Origin of the sequence: Flavobacterium sp. FlaQc-52, assembly GCF_044007495.1 — a bacterium.
In the GTDB taxonomy this organism is placed as follows: domain Bacteria; phylum Bacteroidota; class Bacteroidia; order Flavobacteriales; family Flavobacteriaceae; genus Flavobacterium; species Flavobacterium cupriresistens.
Map to the genome: position 1 here is coordinate 144,364 of NZ_JBIPCV010000010.1, position 25,365 is coordinate 169,728.

25 protein-coding genes are annotated in these 25,365 nt (G+C 35.5%); 20 read left to right on the forward strand and 5 right to left on the reverse strand.

From position 1 onward, the window contains the following. Nucleotides 1–593: 593 nt before the first annotated feature. Entirely contained in the window at nt 594–812 is a 219-nt protein-coding gene (locus tag ACHRV5_RS17160; RefSeq protein ID WP_230002324.1) for a hypothetical protein, read from the reverse strand. Nucleotides 813–1,062: 250 nt separating this feature from the next. Beyond that, on the reverse strand, nt 1,063–1,914 hold the full coding sequence (locus tag ACHRV5_RS17165) for a helix-turn-helix domain-containing protein (RefSeq protein ID WP_230002325.1): 852 nt from the start codon (nt 1,912–1,914) through the stop codon (nt 1,063–1,065). 97 nt (nt 1,915–2,011) lie between these two features. On the opposite strand from ACHRV5_RS17165, the gene ACHRV5_RS17170 reads away from it, so the two are divergent. Together ACHRV5_RS17170 and ACHRV5_RS17175 are read left to right on the forward strand one after the other, a co-directional pair. Next, nucleotides 2,012–2,941 (forward strand): ketopantoate reductase family protein, encoded by a 930-nt coding sequence (locus ACHRV5_RS17170; RefSeq protein ID WP_395427573.1) that lies wholly within the window; start codon nt 2,012–2,014, stop codon nt 2,939–2,941. A 315-nt stretch (nt 2,942–3,256) separates the two neighbouring features. Beyond that, on the forward strand, nt 3,257–3,484 hold the full coding sequence (locus ACHRV5_RS17175) for a hypothetical protein (protein ID WP_395427575.1): 228 nt from the start codon (nt 3,257–3,259) through the stop codon (nt 3,482–3,484). A gap of 168 nt (nt 3,485–3,652) precedes the next feature. Here the strand turns inward: ACHRV5_RS17175 and ACHRV5_RS17180 are convergent, their stop codons facing one another. After that, a complete protein-coding gene (locus ACHRV5_RS17180) occupies nt 3,653–4,048 on the reverse strand; it encodes a type II toxin-antitoxin system HicB family antitoxin (protein ID WP_395427577.1) in 396 nt (131 codons plus the stop codon). A 502-nt stretch (nt 4,049–4,550) separates the two neighbouring features. Between ACHRV5_RS17180 and ACHRV5_RS17185 the strand changes: the two genes are divergently transcribed. From ACHRV5_RS17185 to ACHRV5_RS17230, 10 genes are all read left to right on the forward strand, one after another. Further along, nucleotides 4,551–5,144 (forward strand): TetR/AcrR family transcriptional regulator, encoded by a 594-nt coding sequence (locus ACHRV5_RS17185; protein ID WP_395427578.1) that lies wholly within the window; start codon nt 4,551–4,553, stop codon nt 5,142–5,144. Between the two features lie 314 nt (nt 5,145–5,458). After that, nucleotides 5,459–6,607, forward strand: coding sequence for an efflux RND transporter periplasmic adaptor subunit (locus ACHRV5_RS17190; protein WP_240478089.1), 1,149 nt, complete (start codon nt 5,459–5,461; stop codon nt 6,605–6,607). A gap of 11 nt (nt 6,608–6,618) precedes the next feature. Next, complete coding sequence (locus ACHRV5_RS17195) at nt 6,619–9,783, forward strand: efflux RND transporter permease subunit (protein ID WP_395427579.1); 3,165 nt, start codon at nt 6,619–6,621, stop codon at nt 9,781–9,783. A gap of 132 nt (nt 9,784–9,915) precedes the next feature. Next, entirely contained in the window at nt 9,916–11,334 is a 1,419-nt protein-coding gene (locus tag ACHRV5_RS17200) for a TolC family protein (protein ID WP_395427580.1), read from the forward strand. A 312-nt stretch (nt 11,335–11,646) separates the two neighbouring features. Continuing rightward, on the forward strand, nt 11,647–12,252 hold the full coding sequence (locus tag ACHRV5_RS17205) for a Crp/Fnr family transcriptional regulator (RefSeq protein ID WP_395427581.1): 606 nt from the start codon (nt 11,647–11,649) through the stop codon (nt 12,250–12,252). 73 nt (nt 12,253–12,325) lie between these two features. Next, nucleotides 12,326–13,057 carry a GNAT family N-acetyltransferase gene (locus ACHRV5_RS17210; protein WP_395427582.1) on the forward strand — a complete coding sequence of 244 codons (732 nt, stop codon included), beginning with the start codon at nt 12,326–12,328 and terminating at the stop codon, nt 13,055–13,057. Nucleotides 13,058–13,592: 535 nt separating this feature from the next. Beyond that, on the forward strand, nt 13,593–13,973 hold the full coding sequence (locus tag ACHRV5_RS17215; RefSeq protein WP_047777181.1) for a DoxX family protein: 381 nt from the start codon (nt 13,593–13,595) through the stop codon (nt 13,971–13,973). Between the two features lie 10 nt (nt 13,974–13,983). Further along, nucleotides 13,984–14,193, forward strand: coding sequence for a hypothetical protein (locus ACHRV5_RS17220; RefSeq protein ID WP_395427583.1), 210 nt, complete (start codon nt 13,984–13,986; stop codon nt 14,191–14,193). Between the two features lie 48 nt (nt 14,194–14,241). Continuing rightward, complete coding sequence (locus tag ACHRV5_RS17225; RefSeq protein ID WP_395427584.1) at nt 14,242–14,751, forward strand: DinB family protein; 510 nt, start codon at nt 14,242–14,244, stop codon at nt 14,749–14,751. 42 nt (nt 14,752–14,793) lie between these two features. Continuing rightward, nucleotides 14,794–15,255 (forward strand): DUF1440 domain-containing protein, encoded by a 462-nt coding sequence (locus ACHRV5_RS17230; protein ID WP_230002334.1) that lies wholly within the window; start codon nt 14,794–14,796, stop codon nt 15,253–15,255. Nucleotides 15,256–15,370: 115 nt separating this feature from the next. Here ACHRV5_RS17230 and ACHRV5_RS17235 read toward each other — a convergent pair whose 3' ends face one another. Then, a complete protein-coding gene (locus tag ACHRV5_RS17235) occupies nt 15,371–15,532 on the reverse strand; it encodes a DUF1328 family protein (RefSeq protein ID WP_047777346.1) in 162 nt (53 codons plus the stop codon). Nucleotides 15,533–15,808: 276 nt separating this feature from the next. Between ACHRV5_RS17235 and ACHRV5_RS17240 the strand changes: the two genes are divergently transcribed. The 7 genes from ACHRV5_RS17240 to ACHRV5_RS17270 all read left to right on the forward strand — a co-directional run bounded on the left by ACHRV5_RS17240 (nt 15,809) and on the right by ACHRV5_RS17270 (nt 23,489). Further along, nucleotides 15,809–16,867, forward strand: coding sequence for a pesticidal protein Cry7Aa (locus ACHRV5_RS17240; RefSeq protein ID WP_395427586.1), 1,059 nt, complete (start codon nt 15,809–15,811; stop codon nt 16,865–16,867). Next, the gene (locus ACHRV5_RS17245) at nt 16,848–19,118 is read left to right on the forward strand and encodes a glycosyltransferase (RefSeq protein WP_395427587.1); all 2,271 of its coding nucleotides are present in this window, start codon (nt 16,848–16,850) and stop codon (nt 19,116–19,118) included. The genes ACHRV5_RS17240 and ACHRV5_RS17245 overlap by 20 nt, the downstream gene beginning before the upstream one ends. Nucleotides 19,119–19,395: 277 nt before the next feature. Continuing rightward, on the forward strand, nt 19,396–20,154 hold the full coding sequence (locus ACHRV5_RS17250) for an ABC transporter permease (RefSeq protein WP_047777168.1): 759 nt from the start codon (nt 19,396–19,398) through the stop codon (nt 20,152–20,154). A gap of 2 nt (nt 20,155–20,156) precedes the next feature. Continuing rightward, complete coding sequence (locus ACHRV5_RS17255; RefSeq protein WP_395427588.1) at nt 20,157–20,936, forward strand: ABC transporter ATP-binding protein; 780 nt, start codon at nt 20,157–20,159, stop codon at nt 20,934–20,936. Nucleotides 20,937–20,954: 18 nt separating this feature from the next. Next, nucleotides 20,955–21,797, forward strand: coding sequence for an MlaD family protein (locus ACHRV5_RS17260; protein WP_230002337.1), 843 nt, complete (start codon nt 20,955–20,957; stop codon nt 21,795–21,797). Nucleotides 21,798–21,804: 7 nt separating this feature from the next. Further along, nucleotides 21,805–22,293 (forward strand): low affinity iron permease family protein, encoded by a 489-nt coding sequence (locus tag ACHRV5_RS17265; RefSeq protein WP_047777160.1) that lies wholly within the window; start codon nt 21,805–21,807, stop codon nt 22,291–22,293. Further along, nucleotides 22,290–23,489 (forward strand): NAD(P)/FAD-dependent oxidoreductase, encoded by a 1,200-nt coding sequence (locus ACHRV5_RS17270; protein ID WP_395427589.1) that lies wholly within the window; start codon nt 22,290–22,292, stop codon nt 23,487–23,489. The genes ACHRV5_RS17265 and ACHRV5_RS17270 overlap by 4 nt, the downstream gene beginning before the upstream one ends. Before the next feature lie 46 nt (nt 23,490–23,535). Here the strand turns inward: ACHRV5_RS17270 and ACHRV5_RS17275 are convergent, their stop codons facing one another. After that, nucleotides 23,536–24,558 (reverse strand): helix-turn-helix domain-containing protein, encoded by a 1,023-nt coding sequence (locus ACHRV5_RS17275; RefSeq protein WP_395427590.1) that lies wholly within the window; start codon nt 24,556–24,558, stop codon nt 23,536–23,538. Nucleotides 24,559–24,768: 210 nt separating this feature from the next. On the opposite strand from ACHRV5_RS17275, the gene ACHRV5_RS17280 reads away from it, so the two are divergent. Next, complete coding sequence (locus ACHRV5_RS17280) at nt 24,769–25,272, forward strand: DNA-deoxyinosine glycosylase (protein WP_395427591.1); 504 nt, start codon at nt 24,769–24,771, stop codon at nt 25,270–25,272. Nucleotides 25,273–25,365: the final 93 nt, after the last annotated feature.

Here is a 25,365-nt window from a genome sequence, read left to right on the forward strand (position 1 = left end):
TAAAACTATTGTAATTAAGCAACAATTCTTCGCTGGCGCAAACGTCCCACTCATGAACTCACTAATTAATAACCAGTTATTAAGAGCTAGAAAAAAGCAAAAATAACTTAAATTTGATGACGTATAGCACGAGCGGGACGCTCGCGCCAGCACACAACCAAAAGAAAAATGATAACGTATACCGCAGTACAAAATGACTTATAAAAAAGAATATCAAAATATATTTTTACTTTCTATCATATCGTCCTGTATAATGCTATTCAGCTTCCTTGGCTCTATAATTACAGGTCCGCAAACTGCACACTATATTAACATCTACGCCTTCTTAATTACTATTGGCTCAGTATTAATTTTAATTAAAAATAAACTGTTCAGTTTTATGACTATTGCAAGTATTATTTTCAACTTATCACTGGGTATATTCATAGCAAGTTTAAAATATGGATATACGGGATGGCATTACAGTAACTTATTTACCATAGTCATTCCCAAGTGAGAAAACTTTTGTAATGATAATGTAATGATTACAAAGAATAAAAAAACCTCCATCTTTTCAAGATCGAGGTTTATAAATTTTACAAATCAAACAAAATCTATTCCTTATCCAAATAAGGATTTAAAACTTCGGCCAATTCATTCAACCAATAAAAATTATCTTCTAAATCGGTTGCCCCTTCTTCCTTTATAACTCCTAAAGCGAGTATATAATTTACCTGTCTTAATACCTTAGCCATATCTTTTCGGTCTATAGTATTGTTAAAAAAATCGATTAGCCTTGTTTCAGCTTTTTTAGAAAGTGTGTTGGTACTCATAATGTGAAGATTTAAGAATAATAGCCCTCATACGTTAGCAGTCTTACGCTTCTTCACGGCGTCAAAGTCCTTTCGGAGCTTTACTACATAGCACAAGGGCAAATTTAATTTTGTTCTTAATGTGAAGATTTAAGAACTGTAAAAATAAGAAAATACTCTCATTTAAAGGTTTGCAATAATATATTAGAAACCTACACTTACATAATTCTAAAGTCACATTAACTTCAAATCTGTCATTTCAGCAAATCAATTAAACAACTCCAACACCATCCGTACTTAATGTTCTTTTAAAATCAGAAGGCGATTTCCCTGTGCTTTTCATGATAAACTTATTAAAATGACTGCTGTCTATAAACCCCAAATCGTTACTGATTTCGGAAAAAGTCAAATTGCTCTTTTTCAATTTTTCTGTAATAACATTCAGTTTCGTTTGTTCGATATAATCTCTTAAACTGATATTCAAATGCTTTTTAAAATATTCTCCAATGTAGTTTAAAGAAACATTAAAGTGATTCGCCATTTCCTTCTTTTTGAGCAAATGCGGATTCGCAATATGAACACGAATATAATTTAAAATCGTATCAATCTTTAAGATCTCCGTAACTTTATAATCGAGCGTATCGTAATTGTTGACCGCATTTCGTTTAATCAATTGAATCAGGGTCATCATCAAACACTTTATCACACTTTCGTTTTGATTTTTCTGGTGTGCAACCTCATCAAGAATTTTTAAGATAATCGATTCACAAAAAACCTTGTCATCATCCAGAAAGATTAGATTTCCGTTGGTCTGATTGTGCAAAAAGAATAATTGTTCGATGTCTTCACTTTCACTTTTATCGGAGAAAAAACCCGGAAGAAATCGCAGACAATGAAACTTTGTTGGTTTTGCCGTTTTAAAAGAATGATAATCCTTTGGCGTCAGCAAATAAATATCGTCTTTTTTATACGAATGTTTATTCGAATTTAAAATGTGAATCCCTTCCCCATATTCAATAAATAGTATTTCGAAAAAATTATGTCGGTGCATTTCTTTCTTCCAAGTCAGTTCCTCTACCGAATAGATTTCAAAATCATTGTATATAAAAAAAGTGTTATTCATAATCCTTAATTTTTACAAATATAACCTATATTATTACATCTGTAAATTTCTTTGAATCTGTTTACTTTGTTATTCTATAAATTAAAACAAAAACAAAATGAACTCAGCTACAATAAAAATTGGAATTTTAGGAATTGGTGGTATTGGCGGTTTTATAGGTGCTCCGCTGGCGAAAAAATACCAAAATACCAATGTGCAGATTATTTTTATTTGCAGAGGAGAAACCAAAAACAACATTCAAAACAAGGGTCTGATCTTCGAATCTAAAGATAAAACAGAAACGGTACACCCCTACTTGGCATCCGACAATCCAAGTGAAATAGGACCATTAGATGTGATACTTCTAAGCTGCAAATCCTATTCAATAAACGAAATGTTATCGACTTACAAAGACTGTATTACTGTCGACACTCAAATAATTACTTTACAAAATGTAGTCAACGCAGCAGAGATAATTGGTAGCATTTTACCTGATTCAAAACCAATTATTGAAGGTTGCATTTATGTGGCATCCAATGTAAAAAAACCAGGACACATACAACATATCGGAGGCCCTGGTAAAATTTTCATCGGAGGCAACGAAAATTCTAAATGGATAACCGATATATTACTAAATGGAAATCTGGATATCACACAGGTTGATACCATAAAAGAGATTTTGTGGAAAAAGTATCTTTTCGTGGCTCCGGTTGCTGCTATTACTTCAGCTTATAAAGTGTCTTTCGGAGCACTACTGGAAAACAAAGAATTAATGCATATCCTCGAAAATATGATGGTCGAGATTCAATCTCTTGCCGGCAAAAACAATATCGTTCTTACTCATGAAGATATTGAAACGGCTAAAAATTTATTAGACAAGTTCCCTTATCAGTCCAAATCATCATTGCAGCTTGATTTTGAGAATAATAACAAAACCGAGAAAGCCTTTTTGGTTGACTATGTTATTGATGAATGTTTTAAAAATGGTATTCAGACACCGTTTTATAGTGCTGTCAATGATAAGATAAGGAGCTTATACGGGGCGTAATTTGCTCATACTCTTTATGTGAATTAACCGCAAGGCTTGCGTATAATTTTATAGCATTACGACTCCATTTTAATTTAGTACCTATTTTTTGCACGCAGATTTAGCAGATTAGGCTGATCTATTTACCTCATATAAAAAAATCTGCGCAATCTGCTAAATCTGCGTGCAAGAAAAAATCTTTGCGAGTCTTGTGGTTAAATACAAAATCTCATTTCAACCCTGAAACTAACAAAATTGTTAAAATATCCTGTCTATTTATCCCCAAACTAGACTTTTAGCTTAACTTTGTTTTTACGAATATCTTAATCTAAAATCATGCAAGTAATAAACATCAAAGCTTACACAGAGGATGCTTCACAAATTGAAGCAGTTAAGGCTATTATGAAAGCATTAAAGATAAAATTCGAAATTGCCAATGATAAACCCTTCCAATTATCTACCGAACAACAACAAATTTTAGACAGTCAAATAAATTCAGACAAAAATGAATACAAAGACGCTGAATCAATTTATACAGATTTAAAAAATAAGTATGAATTATAGAATCATACTTCACAAAATCCTGATAAACATCCTATAAAATAAGAACGTTACCTAAGTTTAACCGCAAGGCTCGCAAGGTTTTTTCGCAAAGTTCGCAAAGCGTTGCGATCTTAGCGTAGTCCTTTGCGAGCCTTGCGGTTAAATACACAAATTATATCTAATCATTATCTATAACTCTACAGACAAAAGTTCTTTACCTAAAGTATGTAAAGCATTTTCAATTTTTAAACGTTGCTCCTCTCTTGGATTTCTGTGACCGGAAGCATAATGTTGTATTTGTTTTTGATTTATACCCGTTATACGTTCAAGTGCAGAATTTGTAAATATTCCTTTGTAATAACTTAATAAACTAACGATATCAAACTCATAAACCAATTCATATTCTTTTTCAAGAAACTCTAATTTATTATCAGCGTTAAGTTCTTTAAGCGTTTCAATACAATCTAATACATCTTGTTTGCATTCGTGAACGGTATCTCCACCGCCCACAATTGCTTTCTCATTTTCGGCATATCCCCAAAAGCCATCCTCGTTTCTTTCGATAATAATTTTCATCTCATCCATTTCCTTCTATTATTAGTTACGCAATATTACAAATACAAAATCATAAAAGAAAGAAAAATCCTTCTTTTATGATTTTCAATCTGACCTCAAAAGAAACGATACCTTATTCATCTTATTAAATTAAACTTTCACAATCGTGCTCTTTCGACAAAGGAGACTTCAACGAAAGCGAATAGACGCAAATCACACAAGAAGCTCACGTACAGTTTGTCATCCTGAGGAACGAAGGATCTCCGTTCGCTGAATCGATTGCGGTTAACTCAAGTTTAAGGAGTTACTTCTGAAAATACTTCGTTATTCAGTATGACAAGATTGCGGAAAATTAAAACGGAGCAACTTGTGTGATTTCTCCTTTGTCGAAATGATATTAAGGCTTGTAAAATCAGTCCTTTACAAGGTGTTTATAGTGCTATAAGAAAAAACAATCGCAGAAAATTATTTTCTTTTAAAAAATCGCCATACATTTGCCTAACAGTGTTAAGTAATTTAATACTCAATCAAAATGGCAAGTAAAGATCGAATTTTAAGACAAAAAGAAGAAACAAGAAGTAACATTCTTGAGGCTGCTTATGACATCGTTAAAGAGGATGGATGGCAAGGTCTTAGTATGCGAAAGATTGCCGACAAGATTGAATACACTGCTCCGATTATCTATGAATATTTCTCCAACAAAGATGCCATTTTACGCGAACTAACGGGTAAAGGTTTTATAAAGTTAGGAAAAGAACTGGAAGTAGCTAAAGCACAATTTGAAAAACCGGAAGACCAATTAGAAGCCATGTGGATGGCGTATTGGGATTTTGCTTTTACCGATACCGAAATGTATCAAGTGATGTTTGGCGTACAAATGAACTGTTGCTCGGAGCAATGTGATGCTGCTAAAACACCTTATCGATTATTTACTGATGTAATTGCTAAGGTTATGAAAAACAGTAACCCAACTCAGGAAGTTATTACACAAAAATATTATACTTTCTTTTCTGTCATTCACGGTTTGATTGCGATCAATATCATAACTAAAAGTGACGTAATGGAAACAATCAACAATCAGATTCTGAAAGACGCGATTGGTGGTATCATAAAATCAATACAATAAAAAAAATTTAATCGTTACTTAACAGTGATAAATGATTTAATAGAGTAATTTAGACCTTTTTTTCTATTTCACTTAACACTGATAAATAATTTAATAAAGTAATATAGAACCCTTTTTTACTATTTTACTTAACAGTGATAAATAATTTAATACCAATTATGAAATAGATTTGGAAGGCATAATTATATGGAATTTTGCGCCAATTTACTTAACAACGTTAGGAAATTTAATACTATTAAAAAATGAACTCAAATACAACTATAAATAAATATTTTAAAAACGAGAATGTCCAACAAATTAAAACCAATATTAAAATGAAAAATGTAATTATAACCAGTTTTATTCTGGCACTAGTATTAACCAGTTGTGCAGATAAATCACAAGGACCAGCTGCTGCACCGGCACCACTATTACCGGTTTTGGCCATAACAAGCGAAAACACTACCACAGATGCCGAATATCCGGCTTCTATACAAGGAACTGTTGATGTTGAAATCCGTCCACAGGTTAGTGGGAATTTAGACCGCGTTTTGGTAGATGAAGGCGCTTATGTTTCTAAAGGGCAGTCTTTATTCAAAATAAACGAACGTCCGTTTCGTGAGCAATTAAACAATGCTTTGGCAAATCTTCACGCTGCTGAAGCGGCTTTAATCAATGCGCAGTTAGAAGTAGATAAATTAACTCCTTTGGTACAAAACAAAGTGGTTTCTGATTATCAGTTAAAAACCGCTAAAGCTTCTCAAAAAATTGCTTCAGCCAATATCGAACAAGCAAAAGCAATGGTTGAATCTGCCAAAATTAATTTAGGCTACACCAACGTTACTGCTCCCGTAAGTGGTTATATCGGAAGATTACCTAAAAAACAAGGAAGTTTAGTTTCAGCAACCGATGTGGAAGCTTTGACAACACTTTCAGATGTACATGAAGTTTTTGTTTACTTCTCTTTGGGTGAAACCGATTTCATCAACTTTAAAGCGCAATATGCAGGAAACAGCATTGGAGACAAAATCAAAAAATTGCCTCCGGTTTCTTTAATATTAGCAGACAACAACGCTTATCCGCAATCGGGAAAAATTGATATGGTTGACGGTCAGTTTGATAAAACTACAGGTGCCATTACGTTAAGAGCCACTTTTCCAAATGCCAACGGAACTTTACGTTCGGGAAATACAGGAAGAATTCGTTTAGGTCTTCAACATGATGATGCTATTCTGGTTCCTCAATCTGCAACAATCGAAATGCAGGATAAAGTTTTTGTTTTTACTGTCAACAAAGAAAACAAAGTAACCAAAATGCCCATTACTGTTATCGGTAAAAGTGGTACTAATTATCTAATCAAAGACGGTGTAAAATCCGGTGACCAAATTGTATTGAGTGGTATTGACAAACTACAAGAAGGTCAGGCCATTCAGCCTGAGAAATCAAATACAACAAAAGTTGCCCAAATAATTAACAAAAAATAATTTTTACGAAAATGTTCAAAATATTTATACAAAGACCCGTACTGGCAACCGTCATCTCCATACTGTTGGTGATTTTGGGAGTGCTCGGACTTACAAAATTGCCTTTACAACAGTTTCCTGATATTGCACCGCCATCGGTTTTGGTAACGGCAGTTTATCCGGGAGCGAATGCAGAAACGGTTCTGCGTTCTGTTGCTCCTTCTCTGGAAGAATCTATAAATGGTGTTGAGAATATGACTTATATGAGCTCAACTGCCAGTAATGATGGTACTTTGGCTATTACCGTGTTCTTTAAACTGGGTACAGATGCCGATCAGGCAGCGGTTAACGTTCAGAACAGAGTGGCTCAGGCGACAAGTCAGTTGCCTGCAGAAGTTGTTCAACAAGGTGTAATTACCGCAAAACAACAAAACAGTTTTATCATGGCAATCGGTATGTACACCGATGATGAATCTAAATACGATCAGACCTTTGTTGCCAATTATGCACAAATCAATATTATTCCCGAAATCAAACGTATTCCGGGTGTAGGTTCTGCGAGTATTTTTGGTGGTGTAAAAGATTACTCGATGCGTGTTTGGTTAAATCCAACACAAATGTCAACTTATAATGTGACGCCAAATGAAGTTATGGCAGCCATTCAAGACAAAAGTTTGGAAGCTGCTCCGGGTAAATTTGGAGAGAGAAGTAAAGAAGTTTTCGAATATGTAATTAAATACAAAGGAAAACTAACCAAACCGGAAGATTATCAAAATATTGCTATTCGTTCAAATGCTGACGGTTCAGTCCTTCGCTTGAAAGATGTGGCAAGAGTTGAACTTGGAGCGTATTCGTACAACAGTTTGACACGTTTAAACGGTAAAAAAGGAGTTGTAATTGGTATCATTCAGTTGGCCGGATCTAACTCCAACGATATTCAGGTGGCGATTAACGAATTGATGGTTAAAGCTTCTAAAGATTTCCCAACAGGAATAAAACACAATATTTTCTACAGTACAAAAGTATCTCTGGATCAATCTATTGCTCAGGTTGAACATACTTTAATTGAAGCTTTTATACTAGTATTTATTGTGGTATTTATTTTCCTTCAGGATTTTAGATCGACTTTAATTCCGGCTATTGCTGTTCCGGTGGCCATCTTAGGAACGTTCTTCTTCATGCAGCTGTTCGGATTCTCGATTAACCTTTTGACGCTTTTCGCCCTAATCTTAGCCATTGGTATTGTCGTCGATGATGCGATTGTGGTAGTCGAAGCCGTGCATGCCAAAATGGAACACAAACAACTGTCTCCAAAAGTAGCGACTCATGAAGCCATGCACGAAATTACGGGTGCTATTATCTCGATTACGCTGGTAATGGCTGCTGTATTCCTGCCGGTTGGTTTTATGGAAGGCTCAACAGGTGTTTTCTACCGTCAGTTTGCTTTCACTATGGCTATTGCAATTGTAATTTCGGCAGTAAACGCTTTGACTTTAAGTCCTGCTCTTGCTGCTTTATTCCTAAAAGATAATCATGGTGCACATGATGATGCAACTCCTTATGTGAAACAAGGGTTTAAAGAAAAATTCTTTGCCGGATTTAATAACAGTTTCAACGCTTTGACCAACCGTTATGTTGGTGGATTAAAATTCTTAATTCGCAACAAATGGGTTAGTTTAGGAGGTTTGGTTCTAATTACATTCGCAACGATTGTAATGGTAAAAACAACGCCATCAGGATTTATTCCAACAGAAGATCAAGGGTTTATTGCTATTGCAGTTAATACGCCTTCGGGGACTTCTTTAGACGGAACTCAAAAAGTAATGACTCAGGCCGAAAATACGCTGAGAGGTATGGATCCTTTCCGTTTTGTAACTGCTATTTCAGGTTTCAACTTACTGACCAATTCTACAAGTCCGTCTTCTGCCGTTATTTTTGTATTGCTTAAACCAAATGAAGAACGTGGCAAAATCAAAAATATCGACGAAGTCATGAATGAGGTTCGTGGCAAACTTGGTTCGATTTCAGGAGGAAGTTTCTTCGTATTCAGTTTTCCAACTGTACCGGGCTTTAGTAATGTTGAAGCATTAGATTTAGTATTACAGGATAAAACGGGAGGTAAATTGGATAAGTTTAGTGGAATCTCCCAAACATTCATTGGAGAATTAATGAAACGTCCCGAGATTGCTGTAGCCTTTACCAGTTTCAAAGCCGATTATCCACAATTACAATTGGATATTAATGATGAAAAAGCCGATCAGTTAGGTGTAAAAGTTAAAGACATTCTGCAAACCATGCAAGCCTATTTTGGTAGTGCTCAGGCCTCTGACTTTAACCGATTTGGTAAATATTACCGAGTGGTTGTTCAGGCAGATATTGACGACAGAGCAGACCCGTCAGCTATTGACCGAGTATTTGTGAAAAACAAAAATGGCGAAATGGTTCCGATAAATACCTTGGTAAAACTAAGCCGTATTTATGGTTCGGAAACCGCTTCGAGATATAATTTGTTTAATTCCATTTCGATCAATGCGATTCCAAAACCGGGATTTAGTTCGGGAGACGCGATTAAAGCGATTGAAGAAGTTGCAACGCAACAATTACCTGCAGGTTACAGTTATGAATTTTCGGGACAAACCCGTGAAGAAATTTCTTCAGGAGGACAATCGGCAACTATTTTCTTATTGTGTTTGATATTCATCTATTTCTTACTTGCTGCACAATATGAAAGTTACATTTTGCCTTTGGCCGTAATCTTATCAATCCCTGCAGGTATATTTGGCGTATTCGTAGCCATTGGTTTAACCGGAATTGAAAACAATATTTATGTACAAGTTGCTTTAGTAATGCTTATCGGATTACTTGCCAAAAATGCCATTCTTATTGTAGAGTTTGCGGTACAAAAAAGAAAATCAGGTCAGGCATTGGTCAAAGCCTCGATAGATGCTGCAAAATTACGTTTGCGTCCGATTATCATGACGTCACTGGCTTTCGTAGTAGGATTAATTCCGATGATGAGTGCCACAGGGCCATCGGCACAAGGGAATCATTCGATTAGTATTGGTGCCGCAGGTGGAATGATTTCGGGAGTAATTCTCGGATTACTTATCATCCCGGTTTTATTCATCGTATTCCAACATTTACAAGAAAAAGTTTCGGGAAAACCCGTAGCTGTAATTCATAACGACGAAAAATAAAAATGGAAAACTATATAACGACAATTCTAATGACGGTTATCGTCTTCGTTGCTTATCTCTCCTATAAAGTGTCAAAAGATCTTGACACCAGAGAAGATAAATGTCCTGAAATTTAATTACGATAAAGTAAAAATGAAAAAGTATATAACCAAAATCGTGGTGGTCGCCATTCTGATCACCACTATAATATCCTGTAAAGTTTCGAAGGATATTGAAACTCCAAAAGATGCCTTTCCTGAAAATTTCAGGAATGCATCGGTTTCAAAAGATACGACAAGTATTGCCGATTTGGAGTGGAAAAATTTCTTTACCGAACAAGATATCATTCAATTAATTGACAGTGCTGTAACCCGAAATAATGATTTACAAATCGCTGCCAAAAACATTGAAATCGCACAATACAGATTCACACAATCTAAATGGAATAATGTTCCTCAGGTCAATGCTTTTGCAAATGCAAGCATCAATCGTCCTTCTGAAAACAGTTTCAACGGGATGAATTTGAATCAAGCATTAGGAAAACAACATGTTGAAGATTATTCGGTAGGAGTTTCGCTGGCTTGGGAGGCTGATATTTGGGGAAAGATCAAAAACCTGAAAAAAGGCGCTTTTGCTAATTATCTGCAATCTGAAGAAGTAAAAAAAGCACTGCAGACCACTATTGTTGCCAATGTTTCAAAAGGATATTACAATCTTTTGATGCTGGATGCCCAATTGGAAATCGCCAAACAAAATGTGAAACTAAATGACAGTACCACCAAAATCATCAAATTAAAATACGATGCGGGACAAGTTACTTCATTAGCCATTCAACAATCGGAAGCACAAAAATTAAGTGCGGCACAATTGGTTCCTTTATTAGAACAAAACATTGCCATTCAGGAAAATGCTTTGAGTGTTTTGACAGGTTCATTTCCAAATGCGAAAAAAAGAAATCTTCTTTTGACTTCCATTGAAGTTAAGAATAATGCTGCTATTGGAGTTCCTTCTTCATTAGTAAGCAGAAGACCGGATGTAAAAAGTGCCGAATTGGCCTTAAAAGTCGCAAATGCAAATGTCGGAATCACAAAAGCAGATTTATATCCTGCCTTAAGAATCACGGCTCAGGGTGGATTAAATTCGTTCGAAACCAGCAGTTGGTTTAACATTCCGGCTTCTTTATTCGGAACGGCTCTTGGTGGTTTGACACAGCCTTTACTGAACAATAAAAAAGTAAAAACAGAATATAATATTGCCAAAGTTCAAAGAGAAAAAGCAGTTCTGAATTTCAGACAAACCGTTCTGGTAGCGGTAAGCGAAGTGGCTGATGCTATGGTAAAAATAGAAAAACTGCAACAACAGGAAACGTTTCTTCAGGAACGCGTAAAGACCTTGTTACAGGCGATCAAAAATTCGAATTTGCTATTTAAAAATGGAATGGCAGAATATCTGGAAGTTTTAACCGCTCAATCCAACTTATTGCAAAGTGAATTAGAATTAGCAAACCTAAAAAGAGAACAATTATCTGCCAATACCGAGTTATATCGCGCATTGGGCGGAGGTTGGAGATAATACCCGTTTTTTAATTATTTATTTGAGTGACGCTGTGAGACTTCGGTTTTGCAGCGTTTTTTTGTTGGTTTTTTTTTTGTTGATTCTTTCGCCACGAATTGCACGAATTAGCACAAATTTTTTAATTTATTATCATTTGAGTGTCACCCTGAGCGAAGTCGAAGGGCTTTTGTGGTAAAAAGGGTCTTCGACTTCGCTCAGACTGACAATTGTGGTTGCCAATTGTGGTTGTCAATTGTGGTTTTAATTGATAATTTTCATTGACAAATCTGGCCTTATTTCTGTATTTTTGAATGTCTTAAACTTCTTAAAATGATTCCTGACCAAACGAAATACCTCAACGATTTAAAACTAAACTTTCAAAGTTATGCTCCTATTTCTGAAGAATCCTGGCAATTACTTGAAAACCTAGTTGAATTTCAATCTGTAAAAAAAGGGGACATACTGCTGCATATTGGTCAGGTTGCTAAAGAACTTTACTTTATTTGCAAAGGTGCTTTACGAGCTTTCATTACCGATACGGCAGGAAATAGCTATAACAAGAATATTTTTCTTGATGGTTATTTTGCAGGTTCCAAAGCCTCATCCATACAACAGACAGCATCTGATTTTTCTATAGAGGCTTTAGAAGATTCTATTTTGATCTGTATCAATTATAAAAAATACAGAGAATTGATTTTCAGCAAGGAAGATCTAAAAAACTTTTACATTGCTTATCTGGAAAAAAATTGGGTGATCGAAAAAGAAAAAAGAGAAATCTCATTAGTGATGGACAATGCAACAGAAAGGTACCTTCAATTGCTTCATAAACATCCTGACATTTCGCAAAGAATTCCGCTACTGCACATTGCATCACATTTGGGGATTACACCAACTCAATTAAGTCGTATCAGAAAAAATCTGGAAAAAGAGCTCTGAATCAACATATGTAAAGACTTTCGACAAATTCTAAACTTAACTTTGTAGTACAATCTCATTAATTACAACAGCAATGAAAAATAGCAATCTAATCGAAAATAATATTGATAATCTAACCGGTTTATGGAAAACCGTTGGAGCTTCTTCCCTATCCTATCATAAAAACGAAAACTTAGAATATTCTAAAATTCAAAATTCCGATTGGCCCAATAAGTTGTGGCTTCGTGAAGATATTTCAGAAAATAATGCCGAGAAAGCCATCGAAGCAATAAAAGCAAATTCTAGTTTAGTTATTCCGTATTTTGATATCTACAACAGTAATTCGAATAAAATACTGGAAGACAAAGGCCTGGTTGTAAAATCCGAACAAGTAGCAATGGCTTTAAAACTAGATCAAAAATTCACACTGGAAAACAAACTGGATTATAAACGAATTACATCAGAGGAAGAGGCCGGAATCTGGGCTACTCTCTATCCTAGTGCTTTTGGATATGTGATTGGTAAAGAAATCCTCGTTCAGAATCATACGAAAGTGCATTTTTATTTAGTTTCTCTCGATAAACAACCCATCGGTACGCTGATGCTTTATCAAACCGAAAATTTCGCAGGTATTCACGGTGTGGGTGTCATCCCCGAAATGAGACGCAAAGGTTTTGCCGAAGAAATCATGAAATTTGCCCTTAATCTCTCAATAGATTTAAAAGCGGAATATGCTTTGCTGCAAGCCTCCGCCATGGGGAAAGATATCTATACCCGATTGGGGTTTGTGGACTTATTCGTGATCAAAAATTACATTTTGGGGTAAATTCCAACTTTTTTAAATTCCAAATTCCAAACTTTTGGTTACTGGCTTCTTTGTTATACTTAGGGTGTTTGTTGTACTTAGAAAATCCACATAAATCTACTCAATCTGTATGAAAAATTTCGCACAAAGACGCTAAGGCGCAAAGTTTTTATGCTCCTTAAAATTCTAAACTTTTTTGGGGAACGAACTGCCAATCTTTTTTTTAACTACGTGGATTTAAATAAAAAGTTTGTTTTTTGACGTTTTTGTTCTGTCAACCAAGCAAAAGCAATCCAAATAAATCAGCTAAATCTGCCAAATCTGCGTGAAAAATTTCGCACAAAGACGCAAAGCCACAAAGTTTTTATATTCCTTACATTGACTAAATCAAACTGAGACTGAAAACTGAGACTGAGACCGAGACCGAGACTAAAAACCAAAGACAAACACAATTGTCCCAAATGACCCTAAAATAGTCATAAATACGTATTTAATAGAAAGAATAAGATTTGTAGATTTGTAACTCATTAACCAATAACCATTTAAACAAATTTTTATGAAATCAACCAAAATTATTTTCTGGACTACTACTATCCTTATTTTTTTATTTGAAGGCGTTATGCCGGCATTAACTTCACAAAGTGAACTTGCAAAAGAAGGCATCAGACATTTGGGCTATCCTGAATACTTTGGAAATGCTTTAGTTGTTTTTAAAATTCTGGGCGTTTTGGCCTTAATCATCCCGCAGGTTCCGGCACGCATTAAAGAATGGGCCTATGCCGGTTTTGGTTTTGATTTTACATTTGCTTCTATCAGCCATTTTGCCGTTGACGGAATAGGTTTTCAGGCGTTTTTCCCGCTGATCGTTTTTGCGGTTCTAATTCTTTCTTATGTTTCGTATCATAAACTAGAGCGATTTAAAAGAATTGCGCTATAAATCATTTTTTATGATTGAAGTTTTTAAAACAAATGTTCAGGAAGAAGACCAATCGACACTTATTATTGGAAAACTTCTTGAGCATTTTCCAAACAGCCTAATCAGCTTTGATTTGGAAGACTGTGATAAAATTCTGCGTATTCACAGTTCCAACATTTCAAATAAAAAAATTATAGCAATTTTGAATTCACACGGGTATTTGTGTGAAGCCTTGTTGTAAATCAAAAAACGAAAAAAATAGTTTTAATTTTAATTTAAAGCATTAAAAATGAAAACAGCACTTCAAGAAAATATCGTTAACACCTTTAAAAAACTGAATGATTCGCTTTCTTCTTTTTCCGAAAGTGAATTGAATACGGTTCCTTTTGAAGGTAGCTGGACTGCAGCCCAAGTCATTAGACATCTTATTACAGGCTGTTCCGGTTATCCCGAAATGTTTGCCGGAAAAACGGAAAAAACTATCCGAAAACCAGACGAAAAAATAAAAGATATAGAAGCTCTTTTCTATAACTTTGACATCAAAATGGAAGCTCCTGAGTTCCTAATTCCCTCCAATAAAGAATATAATAAAAATTCATTAACTTTAGCTCTGTTAAAAATAGAGGAAGAATTATTAACGGTTTCAGAAACGCATGATTTAACTTTAACTTATCTTGATTTTGAACTTCCGGGCTTCGGTAAATTCACTTTTTATGAATGGATTAATTTTGCCCTCATTCATATCACAAGACATCTTAGACAGTTAGACAGCATTTCTAAAATAGTACAAAAACAGTAAATCGATCGCTATTTTATTTTCAATTTAAAGCAACTTTAAAATATGAATTCAAAAATCGGAACTGTTTTTTTGTCAGGATTAATTGCCGGAACATTAGATATCCTTGCTGCAATTGTTATTTACGCTCTTATTTTACAAAAAACTACCCCACTAAAGATTCTACAATCCATTGCCAGTGGTGTTTTCAAAAAAGAAGCTTATACCGGTGGCCCTGAAATGGCATGGTATGGACTTGGTTTTCATTTCTTAATTGCGTTGCTTTTTGCCTGGTTTTACTTTACCATTTATCCCTACCTCCCACTTTTAAAAAAGAGCACTTTAGCTGCCGGTATTTTATACGGAATTTTAGTTTGGATTGTAATGAATCTGGTTGTTTTACCAATCGTCTTCCCGGTTCTACCCGCAAAAAGCCTGGACTTCCCGACCCTGTTGTCTGTCTTAATTCTGATATTCTGTATCGGACTTCCAATTGCCTGTATCACGAGGAAGTATTACGATCGGTAGTTTTCGGTCTTAGTGACAATTTTGCATTTCACAAAAAACAATTCACAATACACAAGAAGCGTCGCAAGTACTTACTACTGCGACGCTTCTTTTTTATACGATTAATAAATTATTGCTACACTTTTGTTCTTCCTGATATTAATGAAATAACGAATAACACTAAAAATATAAAGAATAAAACTTTTGCAATACTAGCTGCTCCGGCGGCAATTCCGCCAAAACCAAATATTCCCGCAATGATGGCAAGAATAATAAAAATGACTGTCCAACGTAACATAGGATTTGTTTTTAATTTATAAATTGAACTATAAGCTCTTAATTTCTTATTCAAATTTCTTACTAAAAAACAACCGCTCTTAACGCAATCCATTTTTTTATTAGCGCAATCAAATACAAAACTCAATAAATTTCAGAAAGAAAGCAGAAGTATCAGAATTTCACTTAATACGTTATAAAATTCCAATGAAAATGTTTTTGAGTTAATTTTTTAATGGATTGGATTACTCCTACCATTTTGTTCGTTCTAATTTTAGATAAAATAAATTTAGAAAATATGGAGTTAGCTACAAAACATGGTGTGGTTTTAGAAAAAACGGAGCGCCCTTTTGAAGAACTGGGTGTTTTAAATCCTGCCATTTATCAGGACGGAAATACAGTTCATATGTTTTACAGAGCCGCCAAAAAAGGTAATTTTTCAACGGTGGGGTATTGTCGCTTTGAAGGGCCTACCACTTTAGTAGAGCGAAATTCAGAGCCACTCTTTTCTCCTGAATATATTTATGAAATTCATGGTGTTGAAGATCCCCGAATCTCAAAAATTGATGATTTGTATTATCTTACTTATGTGACTTATGACGGGATAAATGCCTGTGGTGCTTTGGCCGTTTCTAAAGATTTAAAAAGCTTTAAAAAGAAAGGCATTATCACGCCAAGATTTATACTGAATGAATTTACAAATCTTATCCGCAAGCATTTACAAAATCCCAGTGTGGCTAAAATACTTGCTTTTAATGTAGAAAGAAACTATCCATTAACAGAAACCATCAAGGACAATTTATATGTATGGGATAAAAACGTAGTATTATTTCCGAAAAAAATTAAAGGAAAATTTGTTGCACTACACCGTTTATTTCCATCCATTCAAATTTTCAGTTTTGAGGATAAAAAAGAACTGACAGAAGATTTCTGGAAACTATATATGAAAGATCTCCCGGATCATATCGTTATGGAGCCCCAATTTGATCACGAAACAAGTCATATTGGCCCCGGTGCTCCACCTATAGAAACACCTGACGGCTGGTTATTAATTTACCATGCTGCAGAACGCAGAGAAAAAGGATTGGTTTATCATGCCTGTGCCGCATTATTGGATCTGGATAATCCGAAAGTGGTGCTGTCAAGATTAAAAGTTCCGCTAATAACTCCATCGGAATATTACGAAAGACATGGGTATGTAAACTATGTTATTTTCCCGACCGGAACGGCTCTTTTTGATGAGCGGCTTTATATTTATTATGGTGCCGCCGATGATAAAATCGCAGTGGCCTCTGTGAACCTGAATGATTTGTTAAACGAACTAAAAAAGAATCCCTATGAAAGCACTATCGACTAAATCAAAAATAGTTTTTCTATCAACTTTTCCACCAACACAATGTGGAATAGCTACTTATACACAGGATACAATCAAAGGAATTGCCGATGTTTATGGTAAATCAATACTTTGTGAAATTTGTGAATTGGTTGATAAACCAAAAATAAAACCAACGCAGGCATTTACTTTAAATACAAAAAACAGAAAAGAATACACGACCGTCGCTGAAGAAATGAATACTGACAAAAGCATTAAACTGGTGCACATTCAACATGAATTTGGTTTATTCGGAGGGAATTATGGCGATCATTTGCTGGACTTTTTAAATGTTATCAAAAAACCGGTGACTTTTACTTTTCACAGCGTGATTCCAAATCCAAACGATGAATTGAGAACTTTTGTAAAATTACTTTTGAGGTATAGCCATTCGGTTTTTGTGATGACCAATCAGTCGCAGGAAATCTTGGTCAATGATTATGGCATTTCAAAAGAGCTCATTACTTGCGTCCCACACGGAACACATGTGGTCGTGTATGAAACTCCTTTTAGCGCAAAGAAAAAATTCGACATTCAGGATCGTCTGGTTTTATCCACTTTTGGACTTTTGGGCGAAGGAAAAAATATCGAAACGGGTCTAAAGGCATTGCCGAAAATCATCAAAAATACACCAAATGTACTTTACCTCATTATCGGAAAAACGCACCCAAACAATATCACCAATGGCGTTGATGCCTATAGAAACCGACTGGAGCAAATGGTTGATGATTTACAACTGCGCGACAATGTTCGATTTGTAAACGAATATCTCGATACTGCTCATCTTTTAGAGTACTTAAAAGCCACTGACATTTATATGTTTACTTCCAAAGATCCTAATCAGGCGGTTAGCGGAACGTTTTCTTATGCGATGAGTTGTGCCTGTCCGCTGGTTGCATCAAAAATTCCGCATACTTTAGAGGTACTGACTTCTGATTCGGGCATTTTAGTTGATATCGGAGATGCAGATCAATTTGCCGAAGCCGCTATTCAATTACTTTCCGACGAAAAACGAAGAGAAGAAATGGGAATTAATGCCTTCCGGAAAACACGAGCTTCCTCTTGGGAAAACGTAGCCATAACGCATATGAATACCTATAAAAAACTTATGGATAAAACCTATGAAATCAAATACAGCTATCCTGCAATAGAACTGGCACACATTAAAAAAATGACTACCGAGTTGGGGATTATACAATTCAGTAAAATTTCTGTTCCTGATCCTTCCTCCGGTTATACTTTAGACGATAATGCACGCGCATTGATTGCCTTTTGTATGCACTATAAATTAACCGAAGACAAAGACGATTTGCCTTATATCTTAATTTACCTCGATTTTATAGAACGTTGCCAAAAACCCAAAGGCAACTTTATGAATTATATTGACGAAAACAACCGAGAGCATCTTGAGCAAAATGAAGCTGCAAATCTCGAAGATTCAAATGCACGCGCGATCTGGGCACTGGGGACTGTTGTTTCTCATTCGGCAATTTTACCGGACTCCATTTCCAAAAAAGCATCCAAATGTTTGCTAAATGCTTTAAAATGGTCCGAAAATATTCAGTCACCTCGCTCGATTGGTTTTGCAACAAAAGGCTTGTATTTATACCATAGCACAATTCCCAATTTATATGTAGCGGCGATCATCAATAAATTAAATGCAAAATTGCTTTCTAACTATGAAATTCATGCGTCAAAAAACTGGAAATGGTATGAAAATTATCTCACCTATGCCAACGGAATCCTTCCGGAATCCATGTTATATGCCTATTTAGTAACCAACAAACCAATCTATAAAAAAGTCGCGCTGGAATCTCTTGATTTTCTGACTTCGAAAATGTTTCTCGATGACAATTTCCGTGTAATTTCAAACAAGGGCTGGTATCAGAAAAATACAGAACCACATCCATACGGAGAACAACCGATTGATGTGTCCTATACCATTCAGACTTTAAATGCTTTTTACAATGCCACTAAATCCCCGGAATACAAACAACAAATGAAAACAGCCTTCAACTGGTTTTTGGGTAAAAATCATTTAAATCAAATTATGTACAACCCCGTTAGCGGAGGCGGCTACGATGGTTTAGAAAGAGAAAATGTCAATCTGAATCAAGGCGCTGAATCAACAATCTGTTATTTGACCGCAAGATTAATAATGGAAAACCTAAAGGCCACGGACAGTAAAGTAATCCCTTTATCGAAGTCCAGAACCACTATGGCAATCCACTCCTAAATACATTTAACTACGCTTTTAACTAAAGTAATTCTACAACCCATTATTACTCTTAAAATCCCTTTTCTCAAAGGGATTTTTTGTTTTATACTCTTTAGGGCAACGTTACTTCGTTTGATTTTAGCTCCCGATGTAAATTATATAAACTTCCCAAAAAGTTCTGTAATATTTTTCGCCTATTACCAAAGTAACTTTAATACGGTCAATAATACAAAAGCAACTTTTAAATAAGCCATTGTTTTTTGACTTTATAAACAATAACTAAAAACAACCTATTTTGATTCTCACTTTAAAAAATACATTCGAAGAAGTAGGAAATGCAACCTTGTTTGCGGGCAAGTTCTTTAAGGAGCTTTTTATTCCACCTTATGAACTAAAAGAGCTCAGAAAACAATGTTATGTTATTGGTTATAAATCTTTACCACTTGTTGCCATTACGGGCTTTATTATGGGGTTGGTACTTACACTTCAATCCCGTCCGACCTTAGTGGAATTTGGAGCTGAATCCTGGTTACCGGGTATGGTGGCACTTTCGCTCATACGGGAAATTGCTCCGGTAATTACGGCTCTAATTTGTGCGGGAAAAATTTCATCGGGAATTGGTGCCGAACTAGGATCAATGAAAGTAACGGAACAAATTGATGCTATGGAAGTTTCGGCTATCAATCCTTATAATTATCTGGTGGTTACCCGCATTTTGGCGACGACTTTAATGGTGCCGATATTAGTCATTTTTGCAGATGCTGTCGGAATACTTGGTGGTTATATCGGGATCAACATTCACGATGATATTAATTTCAATCGCTACATCGCCCAAATTTTTGAATCGTTGAATTATTCTGATTTGATTCCGGCCACTATCAAAACATTTTTCTTTGGTTTTTTTATCGGAATGATTGGGTGCTACAAAGGTTTTAATGCTGCTAATGGAACCGAAAGTGTCGGAAAAGCAGCAAACTCAGCCGTTGTAACCGCTTCGTTGGCCATTTTTATTATCGATATGATTGCCGTACAGTTAACTGATTTAATCTTTTAAAAATGATCCAGGAAAAAAAACATATCGTCCCTAAAGTAAAAGAGAAAAATCAGACCCCGATAATCGAGATCAAAAACCTGTGTAAAACATTTGGTAAAGATAACGAGGTATTGAAAGGGGTCAATCTTACCGTAAACAAAGGAGAGGATTTGGTTATTTTAGGTCGTTCAGGTTCCGGTAAATCGGTAACTATAAAATGCATCGTTGGTTTGATTGAACCCGATAAAGGCGAAATAAAAGTATTTGATGAAAATGTTCTGAATCTTAAAAAAAAGGAACTGAATGCAATCAGAGTCCGAATTGGTTTTTTGTTTCAGGGCGGTGCCTTGTACGATTCTATGTCAGTTAGGGAAAATTTGGCCTTTACCTTAAAAAAACACCAACGAGAATTAACTCCCGAAGAAGTAGAAAGTGAAATTCTAGAAGCACTTGATAATGTAGGTCTGAGTGATGCGATAGATAAAATGCCCTCCGAATTATCCGGTGGTATGCAAAAGAGAATTGGTCTGGCACGCACGCTAATTCTAAAACCTGAAATTATTCTGTACGATGAGCCAACAACAGGACTGGACACGATCACCTCAAGAGAAATAAGCGAATTGATACTTGATATTAAACACAAACGCAAAACAACATCGATCATTATTACACACGATATGGCTTGTGCAAAACTGACAGCAGACCGTATTATGGTCCTAAAAGAGGGTGTGATACATGCCGAAGGCACTTACAAAGAACTGGAAAAAAGCGAAGATGAATGGGTAAGTTCTTTCTTTAAATAAAACTAAAAAATAGAAATCATGGCGAAGCAATCTGGATATACTTGGAAATTAGGAATGTTTGTAACAATAGGTTTGTTGCTGTTTATACTTGCCATTTATTTTATTGGGAAACAAAAAAACCTGTTTGGTGATACCTTCAGAATTACCTCCAATTTTAAAACCGTCAGTGGTTTGCAGGTTGGAAATAACGTACGCTTTTCAGGGATAAACATCGGAACAATCGAAGAAATCAGATTGATAAACGATTCCTCTGTTGTGGTGGGTATGGTTATAAAAGACGAAGTCCGTGAATTTATAAAAACAGATGCCCGAGCCAGTATTGGTTCTGACGGGTTAATGGGAGACAAAGTACTTACCATTTCTCCCGGTGTGCATTCGCAGAAAATAATTCAGAACAATGGAAAAATCGCTTCAATCAATGGAATTGAAATGAACGATATTATGAAAAGCGTGAAAAAAAGTGTTGATAATGTCGGCGTTATTTCTGAAGAATTAGCCATTTTCAGCCACAGTATGAATAATGGAAACGGGGCTTTGGCCCGATTAGTAAGGGATGATAAAATGGCCAACAGCGTTTCTAATACACTCTCTAATCTGGAAACCGGAACGAAAGGTTTTAGTGATAATATGGAAGCCGCCAAAAGCAACTTTCTGTTTAGAGGTTATTACAAGAAAAAAGAAAAGCAAAAAGAGAAAGAGCAAGAAGAGCTAAAAGAAAAAAAGGAAGAACAACAGGACAAAGCCAATAAAGAAAAAGAAAACAAGGAAAAGGAACAAAAAGCCAAAGAGGAAAAAGCCAAAGAGGAAAAGCAAAAAGAAGTAGACACTAAAAAAGCGGAGGCTGAAAAAAACAAAAAATAATATTGAAATGAAAACTAAAAAACAAAATAGCACCAGTGCGTTCGAAAAATTTGCTTCGCACGTTTCAAAGGCAGCAGGAAGTACGCCCGCTTTTATTGGCGCTTTTTCAATTGTTGTGGTTTGGGCGGTTTGTGGTCCTTTTTTCGATTATTCAGAAACCTGGCAATTGATTATCAATACCGGGACTACCATTATCACTTTCCTGATGGTCTTTTTAATTCAAAAAGCACAAAACAAAGATTCACTGGCAATTCAATTGAAATTAAACGAATTAGTCGCTTCAAACGAATATTCCAGTAATAGTTTGGTAGACATTGAAAGTATGACGGAAGAAGAAATGATTATAGTACAGAAATATTACCACAGACTTAGCGAATTGGCTAAAAAAGAGGAAAGTGTACGAACCTCCCACTCTATTGCAGAAGCACACGAACAACACCAACGAAAAGATAAAAACCGAACAAAAATACGTACCCAAAAAAGCCCGAAAAAATGAAGCTACGTTCTACAGAAACCTTTTGGCCCTTAAAACACGCAATGGAAGTAAGTTATCCGTCCCTAAGTTCCGATTTAGAAACTGAAATTCTAATTATTGGCGGCGGAATTACCGGAGCTTTGATTGCTTACAAACTCCTAAACGAAGGAAAAAAAGTCGTAATGGCCGATCGCCGTGATATTTGCAACGGAAGTACTGCAGCAAGTACCGCATTATTGCAATATGAAATTGATGTGTCACTACACGAACTAATAAAAGTCAGAGGATTAGAATGCGCTATCGACAGCTATAGGAATGGAAAAAAAGCCATTTTTGATCTGCGGGCTATAGTCGATACGATAAAAAGTGACTGCCAATTTGAATTCAAAAAAAGCGTTTATTTCTGTTCTTTAAAAAAAGATCTTCCTTTTCTAAGAACAGAATTCAAATGCCGAAAAGAGAGCGGTTTCGATGTCAGCTGGCTCGAAAAATGGGATCTCGAAAAATTGGGATTAAATGCTCTGGCTGCCATAGAATCTAAAACCGCAGCGGTTATGGATCCCTATCAATTTGCTCAGGATTTAATCCGCTATTGCAAAAAAAAAGGAATGCAGGTTTTTGACCGCACGAACATTACGGCCATTCAAAATCAAAAAGGAAAACTTATTGCCCATACGGAAGCGAAATACAATATCGTGGCTGATCATGTTGTACACTGCAGCGGTTATGAGAGCACCGAAACACTCACAGAGAAAGTGGTTGATCTAAAAAGTACTTATGTAATCGCCTCAGAAAGTCTTCCGGATTTACCCAAATATTTTAAAACCGCCATTTTTTGGGACACCTCCTCTCCCTATTTATACTTTCGAGCGACAAAGGACAACCGAATCATTATGGGCGGCGGAGACGAAGAATTTAAAGACCCGAAAAAACGAGACAAACTGCTCCCTAAAAAAGAGCAATTTCTATTGAATAAATTTCAAAGAAAATTCCCTAAAATCGATTTCAAAATAGATTATTCCTGGGCAGGTACTTTTGGCGAAACCAAAGATGGTTTACCGTATTTCGGAAAACCAAATCCAAATAAAAATGAACACTATGTTTTAGGTTTCGGAGGAAACGGAATCACCTTTAGCGTCATCGGAATGAATTCGATTTTGCACTCGATCGAAGACAAAAAACATCCCGATTTGGAGTATTATAAGTTTCACAGATAATTCTTTTTCTAAGCATCTCAGACTCTCAAAGCTTAGTCACTCAAATCTAAGCGGTAATAGCCAAAGGATTCAGATTAAACTTATATTCTTTGGGACTGCAATTGAATTTTTGCTTGAAAATTTTAGAGAAGTAACTTCTGCTTGTAAATCCAATGCAATAAACAACCTCAGAAATGTTTAAATCCGAAGTCCGAATTAAGATTTCCGCTTTTAAAACTCTTGTATGGGTAATAAAATCATTGACGGTACGATTGTGAATCATCTTAAATCCCTCTTGCAGTTTGTTTGGCGACAAGCCAGATTTTTTACTTAGCCATTTAATTGTAAAAGCTTCTTCCGGATTGGATTGTATCGTTTCTGAAAGTTCTTTTATTTCTTCCATTTCTCTTAAAGTCAGACAACTGAAATCTTTTGATGCAGTGGCTAAATCATCCGCGTGTTGCTGAATTTCCGTAGCCAGAATGATTCTTAAAATACCTTCTTTTAGTAAATGACGCACGATACCGGTTTGCGTTATCGAACTTAATTGTTCTATTTTCTCCGCAATTCTCCTGTAAGACCCCAGATAAAAGAAATTCTCCTGACTGTTATTCTCAAAAAAAGTTTCTTTTACTTTCGTGTTTAAAGAATTAGTCTGATCTATCGCACCAGACTGGTTTCCAACTGTAATTAAAGTAAATTTCGTTTTGATGCCCTTTTCAAAGAGCAAAACATTTTCTTCTTTTTCTCTTGCGGAGAGAATAGCAGTCTGGAACATTTCCAGTTTTTTTTCTTCTTCCAAAACACTAAACCGATGAGATAAATTACCTTCTGAGCAATACGCAAAATAAACCGGTGAAGCATTTAGATTTGCGATATTCATTCTCACCTCATCAGAAAAGGTCATATCAAACTGCATATAAGAAATCGCATCATTAAACGAAGCTCCGATAATGGAGCCTTGCGCCGAAGCATTATGAAATTCTAAAGTATATTCCTCTAAATCACAAGTAATTTTTCCACCTAAATGCAAGGCTAATGTTTCAAATATATTCTTAATTTTATCTGTTTGTATGTTAATTATTTTCATTTGGGCAGGATTTAAAAATTCAACACTAAAAGGGTATAGATTACTCGATAGAGCGAATTTGTTTTTAAGTACAAATTCTTTATAATCTATACTCCAAAGTTCGATTAAACAACACCGAAAAATGTTATACAATTTTTAGATTTTGTTTTATAATTACCTATTAATGACTATATTAGCAACTATTTTACCCGTTTAATTTCAATAAAAAGCATGAAAAGTTTTTCCTTCCCTCCATTTAGTTCTGACCAGTCTAATGTATTGATTTTGGGCACGATGCCGGGATTAAAGTCTTTAGAACTCAATCAATATTACGGGCACAATCAGAACAATTTCTGGAAATTTTTGTTCCCAATTCTGAACGAAGATTTTTCAAATGACTACGAAACCAGAAAAGCGCTTTTGCAAAAAAACAATATTGCTATCTGGGATGTTTTACAATTCTGCGACAGAGTCGGAAGTTTAGACAGCGCCATAAAAAATGAAATTGCCAATGACTTCGAATCCTTCTTAAACGAACATCCAAACATCACAACGATTCTCTTTAACGGAAAAAAAGCAGCGGCATTCTTTAAAAAATACGTTACGCTTGAAAAATCCTATCAGCTCATTACGCTCCCATCGTCGAGTCCGGCAAATGCTGGCCAATCGTTCGAATCAAAACTAGCCGAGTGGAAAGTCATAAATTCACTCACAAACAATCGAACAGATATTTGAATTCTATAATATTATCTTGGTAAAGTATAATAATTTCGTCCGGCAATCTGATAATTTTACCAAAAGGTTTTTGAAGTATTTTAGTACTGGACT

Bases quoted from the DNA above. Each gene is read 5' to 3' on its own strand.
- ACHRV5_RS17265 (WP_047777160.1), top strand. From the start codon at position 21,805: ATGAAAACTAAAAAACAAAATAGCACCAGTGCGTTCGAAAAATTTGCT.
- ACHRV5_RS17205 (WP_395427581.1), top strand. From the start codon at position 11,647: ATGATTCCTGACCAAACGAAATACCTCAACGATTTAAAACTAAACTTT.
- ACHRV5_RS17235 (WP_047777346.1), bottom strand. From the start codon at position 15,532: ATGTTACGTTGGACAGTCATTTTTATTATTCTTGCCATCATTGCGGGA.
- ACHRV5_RS17215 (WP_047777181.1), top strand. From the start codon at position 13,593: ATGAAATCAACCAAAATTATTTTCTGGACTACTACTATCCTTATTTTT.
- ACHRV5_RS17280 (WP_395427591.1), top strand. From the start codon at position 24,769: ATGAAAAGTTTTTCCTTCCCTCCATTTAGTTCTGACCAGTCTAATGTA.
- ACHRV5_RS17270 (WP_395427589.1), top strand. From the start codon at position 22,290: ATGAAGCTACGTTCTACAGAAACCTTTTGGCCCTTAAAACACGCAATG.
- ACHRV5_RS17170 (WP_395427573.1), top strand. From the start codon at position 2,012: ATGAACTCAGCTACAATAAAAATTGGAATTTTAGGAATTGGTGGTATT.
- ACHRV5_RS17230 (WP_230002334.1), top strand. From the start codon at position 14,794: ATGAATTCAAAAATCGGAACTGTTTTTTTGTCAGGATTAATTGCCGGA.
- ACHRV5_RS17225 (WP_395427584.1), top strand. From the start codon at position 14,242: ATGAAAACAGCACTTCAAGAAAATATCGTTAACACCTTTAAAAAACTG.
- ACHRV5_RS17165 (WP_230002325.1), bottom strand. From the start codon at position 1,914: ATGAATAACACTTTTTTTATATACAATGATTTTGAAATCTATTCGGTA.
- ACHRV5_RS17175 (WP_395427575.1), top strand. From the start codon at position 3,257: ATGCAAGTAATAAACATCAAAGCTTACACAGAGGATGCTTCACAAATT.
- ACHRV5_RS17190 (WP_240478089.1), top strand. From the start codon at position 5,459: ATGAAAAATGTAATTATAACCAGTTTTATTCTGGCACTAGTATTAACC.
- ACHRV5_RS17185 (WP_395427578.1), top strand. From the start codon at position 4,551: ATGGCAAGTAAAGATCGAATTTTAAGACAAAAAGAAGAAACAAGAAGT.
- ACHRV5_RS17180 (WP_395427577.1), bottom strand. From the start codon at position 4,048: ATGGATGAGATGAAAATTATTATCGAAAGAAACGAGGATGGCTTTTGG.
- ACHRV5_RS17260 (WP_230002337.1), top strand. From the start codon at position 20,955: ATGGCGAAGCAATCTGGATATACTTGGAAATTAGGAATGTTTGTAACA.
- ACHRV5_RS17160 (WP_230002324.1), bottom strand. From the start codon at position 812: ATGAGTACCAACACACTTTCTAAAAAAGCTGAAACAAGGCTAATCGAT.
- ACHRV5_RS17220 (WP_395427583.1), top strand. From the start codon at position 13,984: ATGATTGAAGTTTTTAAAACAAATGTTCAGGAAGAAGACCAATCGACA.
- ACHRV5_RS17200 (WP_395427580.1), top strand. From the start codon at position 9,916: ATGAAAAAGTATATAACCAAAATCGTGGTGGTCGCCATTCTGATCACC.
- ACHRV5_RS17195 (WP_395427579.1), top strand. From the start codon at position 6,619: ATGTTCAAAATATTTATACAAAGACCCGTACTGGCAACCGTCATCTCC.
- ACHRV5_RS17210 (WP_395427582.1), top strand. From the start codon at position 12,326: ATGAAAAATAGCAATCTAATCGAAAATAATATTGATAATCTAACCGGT.
- ACHRV5_RS17255 (WP_395427588.1), top strand. From the start codon at position 20,157: ATGATCCAGGAAAAAAAACATATCGTCCCTAAAGTAAAAGAGAAAAAT.
- ACHRV5_RS17240 (WP_395427586.1), top strand. From the start codon at position 15,809: ATGGAGTTAGCTACAAAACATGGTGTGGTTTTAGAAAAAACGGAGCGC.
- ACHRV5_RS17245 (WP_395427587.1), top strand. From the start codon at position 16,848: ATGAAAGCACTATCGACTAAATCAAAAATAGTTTTTCTATCAACTTTT.
- ACHRV5_RS17275 (WP_395427590.1), bottom strand. From the start codon at position 24,558: ATGAAAATAATTAACATACAAACAGATAAAATTAAGAATATATTTGAA.